Origin of the sequence: Enterococcus sp. NPDC086594 (assembly GCF_044746145.1) — a bacterium.
Taxonomy (GTDB): domain Bacteria; phylum Bacillota; class Bacilli; order Lactobacillales; family Enterococcaceae; genus Enterococcus_D; species Enterococcus_D entomosocium.
Window position 1 is genome coordinate 540,461 of record NZ_JBIVBP010000001.1, and the last position, 13,006, is coordinate 553,466.

The 13,006-nt window shown below is 41.9% G+C and carries 11 protein-coding genes; 2 read left to right on the plus strand and 9 right to left on the minus strand.

Annotated features, from left to right (window positions below; genetic code table 11):
* Positions 1 to 4 precede the first annotated feature (4 nt).
* From dcuC to ACIPK1_RS02535, 9 genes are all read right to left on the minus strand, one after another.
* A complete protein-coding gene (gene dcuC / locus ACIPK1_RS02495) occupies positions 5 to 1,375 on the minus strand; it encodes a C4-dicarboxylate transporter DcuC (RefSeq protein WP_400449853.1) in 1,371 nt (456 codons plus the stop codon).
* 12 nt (positions 1,376 to 1,387) lie between these two features.
* Positions 1,388 to 2,308 (minus strand): ribonucleoside hydrolase RihC, encoded by a 921-nt coding sequence (rihC, locus tag ACIPK1_RS02500; RefSeq protein WP_301388211.1) that lies wholly within the window; start codon positions 2,306 to 2,308, stop codon positions 1,388 to 1,390.
* A gap of 140 nt (positions 2,309 to 2,448) precedes the next feature.
* Positions 2,449 to 3,462 (minus strand): LacI family DNA-binding transcriptional regulator, encoded by a 1,014-nt coding sequence (locus ACIPK1_RS02505; protein WP_008380606.1) that lies wholly within the window; start codon positions 3,460 to 3,462, stop codon positions 2,449 to 2,451.
* A 151-nt stretch (positions 3,463 to 3,613) separates the two neighbouring features.
* Positions 3,614 to 4,423, minus strand: a complete 810-nt coding sequence (locus tag ACIPK1_RS02510; protein WP_008380605.1) for an alpha/beta hydrolase — start codon at positions 4,421 to 4,423, stop codon at positions 3,614 to 3,616.
* A 10-nt stretch (positions 4,424 to 4,433) separates the two neighbouring features.
* On the minus strand, positions 4,434 to 5,900 hold the full coding sequence (locus ACIPK1_RS02515) for an alpha-L-fucosidase (RefSeq protein WP_086372346.1): 1,467 nt from the start codon (positions 5,898 to 5,900) through the stop codon (positions 4,434 to 4,436).
* The gene (locus ACIPK1_RS02520; protein WP_005234072.1) at positions 5,897 to 6,553 is read right to left on the minus strand and encodes an SGNH/GDSL hydrolase family protein; all 657 of its coding nucleotides are present in this window, start codon (positions 6,551 to 6,553) and stop codon (positions 5,897 to 5,899) included. Before ACIPK1_RS02520 ends, ACIPK1_RS02515 begins: the two co-directional genes overlap by 4 nt.
* A gap of 138 nt (positions 6,554 to 6,691) precedes the next feature.
* Positions 6,692 to 8,440 carry an ABC transporter substrate-binding protein gene (locus ACIPK1_RS02525; protein ID WP_005234070.1) on the minus strand — a complete coding sequence of 583 codons (1,749 nt, stop codon included), beginning with the start codon at positions 8,438 to 8,440 and terminating at the stop codon, positions 6,692 to 6,694.
* A 21-nt stretch (positions 8,441 to 8,461) separates the two neighbouring features.
* Positions 8,462 to 9,394: a carbohydrate ABC transporter permease gene (locus tag ACIPK1_RS02530; RefSeq protein ID WP_005234069.1), complete on the minus strand. Its 933-nt coding sequence runs from the start codon at positions 9,392 to 9,394 to the stop codon at positions 8,462 to 8,464.
* A gap of 15 nt (positions 9,395 to 9,409) precedes the next feature.
* The gene (locus ACIPK1_RS02535) at positions 9,410 to 10,351 is read right to left on the minus strand and encodes a sugar ABC transporter permease (protein ID WP_005228459.1); all 942 of its coding nucleotides are present in this window, start codon (positions 10,349 to 10,351) and stop codon (positions 9,410 to 9,412) included.
* A 234-nt stretch (positions 10,352 to 10,585) separates the two neighbouring features.
* On the opposite strand from ACIPK1_RS02535, the gene ACIPK1_RS02540 reads away from it, so the two are divergent.
* Together ACIPK1_RS02540 and ACIPK1_RS02545 are read left to right on the plus strand one after the other, a co-directional pair.
* Positions 10,586 to 11,191 carry a YesL family protein gene (locus ACIPK1_RS02540; RefSeq protein ID WP_005234068.1) on the plus strand — a complete coding sequence of 202 codons (606 nt, stop codon included), beginning with the start codon at positions 10,586 to 10,588 and terminating at the stop codon, positions 11,189 to 11,191.
* Positions 11,188 to 12,984, plus strand: coding sequence for a sensor histidine kinase (locus ACIPK1_RS02545; RefSeq protein ID WP_400449859.1), 1,797 nt, complete (start codon positions 11,188 to 11,190; stop codon positions 12,982 to 12,984). The genes ACIPK1_RS02540 and ACIPK1_RS02545 overlap by 4 nt, the downstream gene beginning before the upstream one ends.
* Positions 12,985 to 13,006: the final 22 nt, after the last annotated feature.

The following is a 13,006-nucleotide window of genomic DNA, read 5'->3' on the forward strand; positions in this document are numbered from 1 at the left end:
GACTCTAGTAAGGGAGCAATACCAACGACAAAATGACCACTGCTATAATCCCAACGATCGTTGGAACGCTGGTTCGTTTCAGTAACCGAACAGGGCTGACGTCGATTAAAGAAGACACAATCATAATTACAGCGGCAACTGGTGAGATCGTTCTGCCAAGATTGGCGATCATCTGCATTGGCAAGGCGATCAAAATCCCGTCAATTCCCGCTTTAGCGGCAATATCGGGAATCAGTTCAATCACAGCGTAAAACATCGCCAATCCTCCGCCACTCAAAATACCGAACAATGCGGTTGCGCCGCTGAATATCAATGCCGTTAACACGCCAGCAGATTGAGAATTTTCTACCGCACTCATTAGTGAATCAATCACTCCTAAGCTTTGGATAGCTGTGGTAAATAATGATCCACCCACAACCAACATGACTACTTGACTAAACCCTTGTCCCATTCCTTTGAATAGTTCCACTGCACTTTCTTGCGCGATTTTGAAAGATTTCTTTCTCAAACATTCAATCAGTAATGCGACAAAAAAGGAAATCATCGTTAGGACGAAAATATCCATTGTTACACCTTCTTTGAATATACCGATTATACCAACGATAATGATCAACACCAAAGGCAGGAGTGGTAAAATTGCATAAAATCCAGGAACAGCCGTTTCTTCTGACTTACTTTCAATTTCTTTTAGTTCTACAAAGGCATCTTTGCCTTCTTTTTTATCACAATACGTTTGCCAAAAGTAATGAACAATGGCCATGATCAGCAATGTTGGGATGGAAATTTTCGCATGGTACAGAACATAAGTTAAGATGTTGTAATTCAATGTCTGAGCCGCAATCACATTATCCGCACCTAATGGCGTCGGCATGATCGTGGCAGTCATTGCGATAACACCGGCTGCTGTTAAGGAAGAGATACCAATCCCTTGAAGCAGTGGATAAAGGATTGCCATCAAAATTATTGCCAAACTAGATGCACTTGGGACGACTAATGACATCAAATTCCCTAATAAGAAAACGATCGGAATAAATAATGCCTTAGACTTGATTTTGGTCATTGGCTGAACCAGGATATTGACAGCTTTTTGATTGGCACCAATGAGATTCATATAACCTGAATATCCGAATAAGATCATGATCACTAGACCAGCAGAACTTACTTGAGAGATGATCGTATCTTTAAGCTTTAAAAAAATATCGAATAAGGCCAAGCCAGTCCCTTCGCCTTCTGGGTAAAGCGGATTTCCTAAAGCAACGGATGCACAAAGCAAGACAAGTGCCCCAATAATCAAAATCAATGCTGGATTATAACTCTTAATAATAAAATATCCGACGATCCCCAAAACAACGAGTACTAAAATCGCTTCTATCATTTCTTTCCCCTCCTATTTACACTTGCTGATTGCCTGTAAAAACCATTCTTTAAAGAGCGCTTCATCGATATCGACACAAACACGGCAATTGTTTTTCTGCTTCAGACGATTGTTGAGATCGACAATTGTCGCACCTGCTGTGTAGGCTCCTTGTGTTTCGATCGCAACAAAAGTCTCTTGAACAGTGAACATCTCTGGACACAAAAGATAAGCGATCGCACAACTGTCATACATTTTCAGCCCCGTGCCAAAACTGCCACCACGGTATTTTTTGAATAATTGAACCATCATATCTCCGGTTTGATTCATTTCTTTGATTTTTGCGCTGTCTTCTGGGTAAACAAGCGCTTTTGCGCCCACATCTAATGGTGCTACAGAAAGTGGTAAGCCGCTCTCAAAAACAATCGTTGCAGCCTCGGGGTCAATCGCAATATTGAACTCTGACAATACACCAAAGTTTCCTCTGCCTAAGGCTCCGCCCATTAAAACGATCTCATCGATTTTTTCTTTGACTTCTGGATAAATCTTAAGCAAAAGAGCAATATTCGTTAGAGGACCTAATGCGACAATTGTGATTTTTTCTTTATTCTTTTTGATCGTTTGATACATCGTTTCCACAGCTGAAGTTTCCAGCAGCAATGAACGATCTGGTTCTGGAAATGAATAGCCGGCCATTCCTGTGACCCCATGAACATCGCTGGCATCTTTGACTGCTCGCGTTAGTGGCTGAGATGCACCTTGTGCTGCTGGAATCGACAAATCCCAAAAGGAAAGCAGTTTCAGTAAATTATTGGTGACATGTTCAATACCGACATTTCCGGCCACTGTCGTGATCAACTTGACCTCCAAGCCTTCACTAAATAGAGCAATTCCCAACGCAACTGCATCATCGATCCCCGGATCCGTATCAATAATGACTTCTTTTTTTGACATACGTATTCTCCTCTCACCTTTGATAAAACGTTTTATCATTTTTCTAAAAAAAGCGAACATCTGATAAAGCGTTTTATCTAATGTTCACACAAAGAATAGCATCGTTTTAAAGCGCTGTCAATAGTAAAAAAAGAGTTTCGCTAGGAAACTCTTTCAGTCACACTGTTCTTTTTTATCAATCTAGGTGTCAATTGGACGTAACGTGGCTTCTGTCCGCTGATTGCATTCATCAAGGCAAGAACCGTTTTTTCACCTAAATCATTTACATCTTGTTCCACAGACGTTAGAGATACTTCTAAAAGATCATTCAAAACAAGATTGTCGTATCCTACGATCGAAACATCCTCTGGAACCTTGATTCCTAGTTCTTTGGCACGCTTCATAATTCCCAATGCAATCAAGTCGTTGCCAGCAACAATGCCGGTTACATCTCGGTTTTTTAAGAGAATGTCTGCTTTTTCATAGGCGTCTTCAAATTGGAACTTTGTTACCACATGCCAACTGTCTTTTCGTTGGAGATTGAATTCCTTCAGCGCATCTAAATAGCCTTGGTATCGATACACACAATTGATATTTTTATCAGGGTTCATCATCGTACCAATCTTTTTGTGTCCTTTTTTTATTAGCTCACTGGTAGCAATGTATCCCCCATGCCGATTATTATAAAAGACTTGATCGACCTCAAAGTTATCTATTCCTCTATCAACCAAAACGATTGGAACCGAAAGATTCTTCAATCGTTCTTTGGTTTGTACCTCATCCGCGTAGGATTCGGTTGAAAGGGCGATGATCAACGCATCAACGTTGCGGTCAATCAGGAGCTGAATCAATTCCTTCTCAACGTCAACTTTATCATCTGAGTTGACCAAAATCAGCAGATACCCCTGTTTTCGCAGCAAATCTTCTAAGACCTTGGCCAAGTTGGCAAAAAAAGGATTGTTGATATCTGGGATGATCAGTCCGATCGTATTGGTTTTTTTCAAAACCAGGCTTTTAGCCGCAGCATTCGGCGTATAATTGTTTTCTGCCGCCAAGCGCTTGATTTGCTGTTTTTTTTCTTCTGTGATCCGAATCGGTTTGTCATTTAACACTTGAGAAACGGCTGCGATCGATACACCTACTTCTTTTGCAATGTCTTTTAATCTGACTTTCACTGAATACCCCTTTCGCTTTCCTAATTTTGTAAATGAACCAAGCACTCAATCTTATGTTTTCAGTAAATCCTTTTTATACTGCTGAAAAAACGGATTTGAGAATTAGACAAAGATGATTGATTAAAGATTATACTGTTTTTTTGAATTCCTCTTAGATGTTCCACCTCACCCAATCAGCAAACAATTCTGGCCAACGGACAACCGATGCTTCGATCCCGTGTTGATTGCCGTTGGCGGTTTCCGGTGTTCCTAAACTTAGTCCATGACCACCGCGAGGGAAAATGTGCAGCTCATAAGGTATATTAAATTTGCGCAGCTGTTCGGCAAAAAGGAGGCTGTTTTCCGCCAAGACTAATCCATCTTCTAACGTATGCCAAAGAAACGTCGGCGGTGTCTGTTCATTGACTAAAGTCTCTAAAGACAAAGCGGCTTTTTCTGTTTCATAGCGATCTGCTAATAATGAACGGAAGGAATCTTGGTGCCCAAGTTCACCACTAGATAAGACCGGATAACTCAACAGTAACCCGTTAGGTCGCCATTCTTCATTGGCTCCTTGTAAAGCCTCTGCTAGAAAAGGTTGCTGCCAAGACACACCCAGATTAGCAGCTAAGTGACCACCAGCTGAAAAACCGGCAACAATGATTTTTTCAGGATCGACGTGCCAGACCTCATGATTGGTGCGCACAAGACGAACGGCAGCCGCCAATTCCTTTAAGGCTAACGGATAGACAGCCGGTTTGATACTATAATGCAACACAAAGGCTTGGAAACCAAAGCTCATCATTTTGATGGCGATGGGTTCCGCTTCGCGATCAGACAACATTTCATAGCCGCCGCCAGGACAGATGATGACCGCTGGTCGAACACGATCTGGTTCCATTTCAGGAGAATTTTCCATGACATACGTGGTTAAACTGGCTTGGCTTTCTGGTAAAAGTGCGGTTCTTTTTTCATGTATCACGGATTGCGCCTCATTTCATTGTAATTTTATAGACGATTGGTTGGTCGGTTTCAATTGGTTCAAAAGTTAGTTGCAAGCCTTCATCGGTCACTTGCCAATCAATAGGCTGTTCTTCGTGTCCTAGAATCGTCACGGTTTGGATGATGCCGTGAAATTCTGGCAAATTTTGATCTTTAGACTGGGCCAGTGCTTGGATCCTTGCGTGTCCATTCTCAGGACTTGCCATGCCAATAGCATACAACGAATCCCCCTGAACCGTAAAGCGGAAATCCTGGCTCGTGTATGTCGTCGCCTGTGCCTCTTGAAATTGGCCTGAGACAACGGTCGTGGGTCCTTCCCCGGCTTTGCGCCATGGTTTCGCTTCATAAATGGCTTCACCGTTTACATCCAGCCACGCACCGATTTCTTTTAAGATCGTTTGATCTTTTTCTGGGATCGAACCATTCCCTTTCGGCCCGATATTCAAAAGAAGATTGCCATTTTTACTGACGACTTCGATCAAATCCTGTAAAATCTCACGCGTTGTTTTGTAATCCAACGTTGTGGTATAACACCATGAATTGCGAGCGATCGCTGTATCTGTTTGCCAGTAAAAAGGTTGTGGTTCGGCAAATTTTCCCCGTTCGATCTCCACAATACCACTACCAAACATCATGGCATCGTGTTTGTAGCAGATACCAACTTGTTTGCCCCATTCAGCCCCACGATTGTAATAGTAAGCAGCGAAAACTTGCAGGTGCTCCTTGAAGGCTTCGTGTTGGATCCACCAATCAAAATACAGCAGCTCTGGTTGATAGTTGTCGACGAGTTCACAGGTTCGCAGTAGCCAATCATCTAAAAACTCTTTTGAGGGATATGGCTCGCTATACAAATCTTGATTATCAGGTTCTGGCATAGCAGGCCAATAAAAGTCGCCTTTTGCTAACGGTTCCTTGATGTCGCTGTCAAATTCCTTACCATGTCCCATGAAAAACCAATGTTCGGCACGATGAGATGAGGTGCAAAAATGCAGGCCTTGTTCCTCAGCTGCTTCTTTTAATTCCGCAAGAATATCTTTTTTCGGTCCCATAACTGCCGCATTCCATTCAGAAAGCTCGCTTTTGTACATCTGAAACCCATCGTGATGTTCTGCAACGGGAAAAAGATAATTGGCACCGGCTTGTTTGATCAGTCGAATCCACTCATTTGCATCGAATTTTTCTGCAGTAAATATGGGAATAAAGTCTTTGTAGCCGAAGTTTTTTTGCGGACCGTAGGTGTTGATATGGTGATCGTATTCCGGATGGTCTTTGATGTACATATTTCTGGAGTACCACTCGTTATTAAATGCAGGAACACTATACAATCCCCAATGAATGAAGACCCCAAATTTTGCTTTGGGGAACCATTCCGGTAGAACAAAAGCGCCCAAAGATTGCCAATTTGGGAAAAAGGGGCCTTGATGCGCGACTTGGTGGATCGTTTCTACTGTGATCATGGTCTTTCCTCCAAAATACCGACTGTTTCCAGCCATGTTTTTGCAATCAACACATGTCCTGCAGTCGATGGATGCACACGATCACTGCTTAAGACATAGGATGACTGATAAAGCAAAAAATCATCAAACTTTTCCTGCGTATCTCCTAAAAGGATACCATACTCTTGCGCTACTTTAGCAAGCACGTGTTGGTAGTTGGTAAGCATTTCTCTTAGTGGATCTTCTTTGTTGGCTTCAACCATAAACGGGGTCAAGAGAATCATTCCTTTGACACTCGGTAATGTCTGAGCGATCAAATCACGCAACTCTGATTCAAATCTTTCAATCCCCACCAGTTCCGTTTGAGCAAATGTGCCATCAAAATGCCGCCACACATCATTTACACCGATCATGATCGTTACCCAATCTGGTTGAAATGCCAATACATCATCCTTCCAACGCTTCTTCAAATCGACGACTGTATCTCCACTGATGCCTCGGTTAACGATCATTAATTCCATTTGTGGGAGTAATGCTGTGGTATAGGCGTTGATCAGATGAACATAGCCGTCCCCCCATGACGACCATCCCGCAGGTATCGCTTGATAATTTCGATTACTATCTGTGATCGAATCCCCCATAAAAAGCAGACGATCTTTTTTATCCACTATCATTGTTTTCCTCCTTAAAGAAAGAAGACTGATCCGCTGGTGCTGGATCAATCTTCTTAAGTGATTGCTTAACCAAACGCTGTTTACTCACTTTTGTCAAGGAACCGTTGACCAACCATTTTTATGATTCTTTGTTTTTGATTAGTCCCCAAATTCTTTCGCTACTTCTACCCGTTTTTCGTTTTGATCTTTCGCATTATTCATGTCAAATTCTAGCACTGTTTGATAGCCTAAGCCGTCTGCTGTTTCTTGCATTTCTTTTAGCAATTGGTCAAATTCTGCTTCATCTTTGGCAAAAACCATTCGCCAAGAGTACTCGATGATTGTCGCTTTGGCTTGGTTCCGCAACGTAGAGATCTCTGAACTATCTTCTGGCGCTACATAGCTGGCACCAGGGGCAACTAACAATTGGTCGTTCTCCTCTAAATAGCCAATGGTCGATTCTGCACCACCCATATTTTTTGACCAATCTTCTTTTACAGGATCGGTTGTTTCATTTTGATAGCTTTCCCACATCGTATAAGCATATGGGAAGCCGGTATCAGGATTGATATCGATCGGTAATACCGTATTGACGTTTAGCGCGGATACACCATCTTTGTAACTTCCGCCACCATATTCTTCTGGCACATCCCCATCGCCATCTAGCAACGCTTGTTTCCCAAACTCAGTTAAGACAGGCTCGCCATCTTTCATTTCCCAAGTTAAGCCTTCAGGGCCACTACTACCGCTTGTTTGAGAAGAATTTGCTAACACGCCTTCTGAAGAGTAGAGCCAGTCAATAAAGGCTGCGATTCGCTCTGGGTCTTCGGCATTTGAACCGATCCCGATAAATTGTTTGCCACCGTAAACTTCCGCACCATAAGAGAAGATTTTTTGGTCTTGAATCGGTGCCAACATAAAGCCTTTTCCTTCATTCAAGTTCGTAGTCGTATTAAAAGCCGCTTGACCTAACCAAGGCCACCATGAGAATAAGACTTGTCCTTCTTGGAATTTGGCAAAAAGTGTATCGTAATTTTGCGTCGTTGATTCTGGATCCACTAAGCCCATTTGATTGGCTTGGAAATAAAACTTAAGTGCGCGAATATATTCAGAATCACTATCGAGAATGCTTTGATAATCAGAACCATCCGCTTTTGCCAAGACAAAACCTGATTCATCGTACCCATAGTAGGTGACCAGCTGTTTGCCTGCATTCATCATGTTGCCGTCCCAATCGCTGAATAGAGAAAACCCATAAACTTTTTTCCCAGAATCTGTTGTTGGATTGTCTTCTTGCATTTTTTGAATCACAGGAAGCAGGTCTTCCAATGTACCGATTTCTGGATATCCTTGATCCCCATAAAGATCCCAACGCACATAAGCACCAAATGTAGGATCTAATCCTTCTGAAGGATCGGTGGCTTTTAATGTAGAAACGGAAGTTGGAAAGCCATATAGACCATCGGCATCTTTGTTTAGATTTTGAACAGCCGCATCGAAGCGCTGAACATTTTCCATAGTTTCATAATACTCGCTCGCATCGGTCAACAAACCAGCTTCAACCAATTCGTTGTATTGTTGGCCATTATCAACAATGATCAAATCGCCCAAATCACCTGCTGCCGTCCTCGTTTGATAAAGAGTGTCTCCGTTGCCAGCAACGTTTGGTGCGATGATGTTCAATTCCATATTGAATTTATCCCGCACGATTTTGGCAAACCAACCTTCTTGCATCCCCATATAGTTGGCTAGCCCATTATAGACATCGATCGTGATCGTTTCATCGTAGCCACTTTCGCTGGAAGCAGCGTCTGTGTCAGAGTCAGCCGCTCCTCCACAGCCGGCTAAACTACCTAGCAATGTCATGCCTAACAAACCTGTTGTTACATATTTCGACATTTTTTTCATTTTCTTCCCTCTTTCTTTTTATTAACCTTTCACCGCACCCAACATAATTCCTTTGACAAAATATTTCTGGAAAAGCGGATAAATAAACATGATTGGTAAAACAACAATGACTGAAACGGTCATGCGAATCGAAGTCGGTGTCTGCGTTGTTGCAGCTGAAGCGATACTGGAAAGTGATCCCGATGTATTTTTGACCATTTGTGCCAACGAATTGGCTTGATTGATATACGTATAAAGAAGGTATTGCAAGGAGTAGAGACTTTGATCCGTAATGTAAATCAGTGTATCTTGGAAAGAATTCCATTGACCAACTGCCGAGAAGATCGCGACTGTTGCTAAAATCGGCGTACAGTTGGGTAAAATTACCCGAAAGAATACTTGAATGATGCCAGCTCCATCCATTTCAGCTGCTTCTTGCAACGATTTGGGGATTGACTCAATATAGGTTTTCACTAAGATGATGTTAAAAGGCTGAACGACAGCCGGCAAAATATAGACCCAAAAATTATTCGTTAAACCTAATGTCTTCATCGTGATGAATAATGGAATCAGCCCTGCATTGAAATACATTGTAATCACGACAAAGCGATACCAAAATTTTCGTTTCCACATTTTTTCTTGGGTAAACATAAAGCCTAAGAAGGCTGAAGCTAAGACGGTTGCTGCTGTTCCAATCACCGTTCTAGCCACCGAAACGGTTGCGGCTAATGGCAACCCTTTTAGTTGTAACACTTGACTGTAGTTTTCAAAATGGATCTCTTGTGGAAAAAAGCGAATTTGTCCTAACGCACTCAACTCATTATTACTGATTGAATTAATAATCAAGTAATAAAAAGGATACGCACAAATCAACGTAATCAGAAAGAAAAAGGTATAATTGAGGATACTAAACGTCAGGTTTTCACGTTTGGGTACTTTTTTCGCCTTTTTCTTTTCACTAATCGATAGTTCCATAGATATCCTCCTCTCCTAAATAATGGAAGTCCCCCGAATTTTTTTCGACGCAATATTGACGATGGCTAACAAGGCAACAGAAATGACACTTTTTAGCATACTGATCGCGGTAGCCAGAGATAGACTATTTCCACCCATCCCTAAATTGTAGACATACAAATCGAGGACTTGGATCGTATTTCGATTGAATGCATTTTGGAAAACAAAGTACTGATCCATCCCGTTGTTCAACAAGTTGGCGATAGACAGCATCAGCATCACAAGAAACGTCGGCATCAAGGCAGGTAGTGTGATATGACGCATCAGGTGGAAACGATTCGCCCCATCGATTCGCGCCGATTCATACAATTCGGGGTCAATTCCTGAAATGCCTGCAAGATACATGATGGCACCCCAGCCCAAGCCTTTCCAAATATTCCAAAGACACATCATTAGCCACGTATGATTGCCGCTATCCAAAAATTTGACTGGATCTGTAACGAAGCCCCATTCTTGCAGCAACGTGTTTACCAGCCCTGTTGAAGAAAACAAGCTAAAGGCGATCGTATACACCAAAACCCAACTGATAAAATTCGGCAGCGTGGTCAGCGTTTGGACCAAGTTTTTAAACCATTTGCACTTGATTTCGTTCAATAAAATGGCGAAGCCTACTGGTAGGATCGAAGTGGCGATCCCTAAAAAACTCATGGCAAAGGTGTTTTTCATTACTTGTACGATCTGATCCACTTGTGTTGGACTAGAGACAAGAAGTCGAAACCATTTGAAGCCTACAAACTCGCTGCGCGCTAAACCTAATGCTGGTTTGTAATCATAAAGTGAATAAATCCATCCGTGCAAAGGAAAATAAGAGAACAAAAACACGAGAATCAGAAAGGGAACGATACATAGAAACAAAATCTTCCCTTCTCGTGTCACCCGCTTATTTTTTCTTGGGACACTGCTTAGTTTACTTTCCATTTTCCTCCCCCTTTTTTGTAACCGCTTTTACATTTTTAATACTAGCACCTGAAATCTCATTTGCCACCTGTTAAAAATAGAGGTCAATCCGTACATTTTAGACTTTATTTTTCTTTTATTTATAAAGAATGCTGATACATCAAGGTTTCAGATAAAAGACACCTAAATGGCAAGGCTTTCAAAATTTGTTTTTTGCGAGTACTATAGGAATATATCAATTTTGGAGGGATAAAAATGAAGTACAATCCTGATGGTCAACTGTACAAAATAACCACCGTTTTTTCACAATTCACATTGTTAAATTTACTATATATCATTAGCTGTTTGCCAATTATTACGATTGGAGCTGCGACAGCTGCCCTTTATGAAGTGACGATTCGTTATGCGGATGAAGAGCGTGGTGAATTGATCGTGGGCTATGTCCGAGCGCTACGAGCAAACTTTATGAAAGCCACCGGTAGTTTTCTCCTTCTTGGATTGCCCATGGTAGCACTACTGTATAGTAGCTTGTTTTGGTTTTCCTCAAAAACCATTCTTGCCAGTATTTTTGCCTTCGTTCTAATTGTTACAGCTATTTATCTGTTTATTGTGTTAGTCTATTGCCTCGCGTTAATTGGACGTTATGAAAACAGCTTTAGGCAAACATTAAAAAACGCGTTTCTGTTACCGATTGCGGACCCTATCCGTTCGTTAGCCCTCGCGCTTATTCCTATCGCTGCGTTTTGTTTTGTTGTTTTATTTCCATTGTTTAAATTCCTCTTGTTGATTTTTGGTTTTTCTTTCGTTATTTATTGTAGTTCGTTCCTGTTGCTTTCTATCTTTCGTAATCAACAAGCATGAAAAAAATCAGTCATCTCTCACTTTTTCGTCGTCTGAGTCAGTTTTCCATTCGGCGACAATTATTCATTCTTTATCTGCCTGTTGTTTTTTTATCCACAGTGACTATAGGTCTCTTATTGGTCTACGATTCAACCAAACAGCTGACAGGCAATTACCAACACTTGGCAGAGTTGAATGCTCAGCGTGTCAAATCTGTTCTTTTTGATACAACAAACACGCTGACCAACACGGCGAGTTCCTTATCAAACGATACTCATCTACGTCAGCTTTTAACTGCAAATTACCTTGACGACCAAGAAGCGATCGTGGACATCAATAGCTATGATCAGCTAGATGAGATCAGAAATCTTCAAACCTCGATTGCGAAATTAACTATCTATACGACGAATCAAACCATTCCGAACTATAAATATTTTCAACAGGCAGATGACACAATTCAAGCGACCGCCTGGTACCAACGAGCCCTCAAGCAACCCGATGCTTTTTTGATGACGATGCCAGAGGATTACAAAGCAAATCGTTTGAGTCTTTATAAAACGTTGCCTTTGCCTTTATCAAAAGAAACTGCCGTTTTGGAGATCCAAGTCGATTATAATTATCTCAGCAACCGACTTCGTAATTCATCCTATGAATTGGAATTACAGTTAAATGATGATGTCATCTTTTATAGCGACAAAATCAATCAAGTCGGTGAACCGGGACAGCTTACGACTCTTTCTGAGCCGCAAACGAGTGCTGCCTTTTTAAAAGATGATGGTACCAAGGTGATGCTCACCAAAAGCACCTTACCCATGAGTAACAAAGAAGACATCATCACAATTTATAGTGCGGATACAAATGCCTATAGCAATCTACGCGCCAATCTGATCCGTTGGAGCACGATCGTTTTGGTGATTTTGATCACTACTTTCATCATCGTCTTTCTCTTTGCTCGATTCTTTACCAAACGAATCTCTCAACTGCAGCAGGCGGTCTACTTTGCCTCGATCGAGGATTATGATTTCTTTCAAAATATCAGCGGCGAAGACGAGATTTCACAGATCTCTCTTGATTTCCATAAGATCATTCAACGAATCAAGAAAAAAGAAGAAGAGATCTACCGTTCACGTTTGGCACAGCAAGAGCTATTGACTCAGCAGCAGCAAATGGAATTTAATATCTTAGCGGGGCAGATCAACCCCCACTTCTTGTTCAACACGTTAGAAACGATTCGCATGATGGCGCTGACTTCCGGCAATTCTGACGTCGTTTACGCCATCAAATTACTGGCAAAATCGATGCGCTATACGCTAGAAGCCCACGGAACCAAGCGAACGAGTTTAGAAGAGTCCTTAGATGCCGTTCACGTATATGTCAAGATCCAGCGGATGCGCTTTGGCGATCGAGTCAACTTTTCCTATTCAGTCTCCAATGAGATCGACCAAAAAGAAGTCCAAATATTGCCCCTCCTGATTCAACCATTGGTGGAAAACGCCATCTCCCATGGCTTGGAAGGCATCACCTATCCAGGGTTTGTCCGTTTGACGATCACCAAAGACGGCCATGATCTGGTGATCGTGGTACAAGACAACGGCAGCGGGATACCGCCAGAAAAACTCGAACACTTGCAGCAAAAAATCAAGACGCCCTCCACCCATGCCAAAAAGAACATTGGGCTAGCCAATGTCAATCATCGGGTCAAAATGTTTTATGGACCTGAATACGGCTTGACGATCGAGAGTGTGCTGGGTAGCGGCACACAAGTCATCTTGCGCATCCATGATCTAAGCCAAGATTCATTTTCTCTTCACTAAAACAGTAAAGCCCCCTTCGATT

Excerpts from the sequence above, each read along its gene's own strand:
- dcuC (WP_400449853.1), bottom strand. The coding sequence starts at position 1,375 with ATGATAGAAGCGATTTTAGTACTCGTTGTTTTGGGGATCGTCGGATAT.
- ACIPK1_RS02540 (WP_005234068.1), top strand. The coding sequence starts at position 10,586 with ATGAAGTACAATCCTGATGGTCAACTGTACAAAATAACCACCGTTTTT.
- ACIPK1_RS02520 (WP_005234072.1), bottom strand. The coding sequence starts at position 6,553 with ATGATAGTGGATAAAAAAGATCGTCTGCTTTTTATGGGGGATTCGATC.
- ACIPK1_RS02530 (WP_005234069.1), bottom strand. The coding sequence starts at position 9,394 with ATGGAACTATCGATTAGTGAAAAGAAAAAGGCGAAAAAAGTACCCAAA.
- rihC (WP_301388211.1), bottom strand. The coding sequence starts at position 2,308 with ATGTCAAAAAAAGAAGTCATTATTGATACGGATCCGGGGATCGATGAT.
- ACIPK1_RS02525 (WP_005234070.1), bottom strand. The coding sequence starts at position 8,440 with ATGAAAAAAATGTCGAAATATGTAACAACAGGTTTGTTAGGCATGACA.
- ACIPK1_RS02535 (WP_005228459.1), bottom strand. The coding sequence starts at position 10,351 with ATGGAAAGTAAACTAAGCAGTGTCCCAAGAAAAAATAAGCGGGTGACA.
- ACIPK1_RS02545 (WP_400449859.1), top strand. The coding sequence starts at position 11,188 with ATGAAAAAAATCAGTCATCTCTCACTTTTTCGTCGTCTGAGTCAGTTT.
- ACIPK1_RS02515 (WP_086372346.1), bottom strand. The coding sequence starts at position 5,900 with ATGATCACAGTAGAAACGATCCACCAAGTCGCGCATCAAGGCCCCTTT.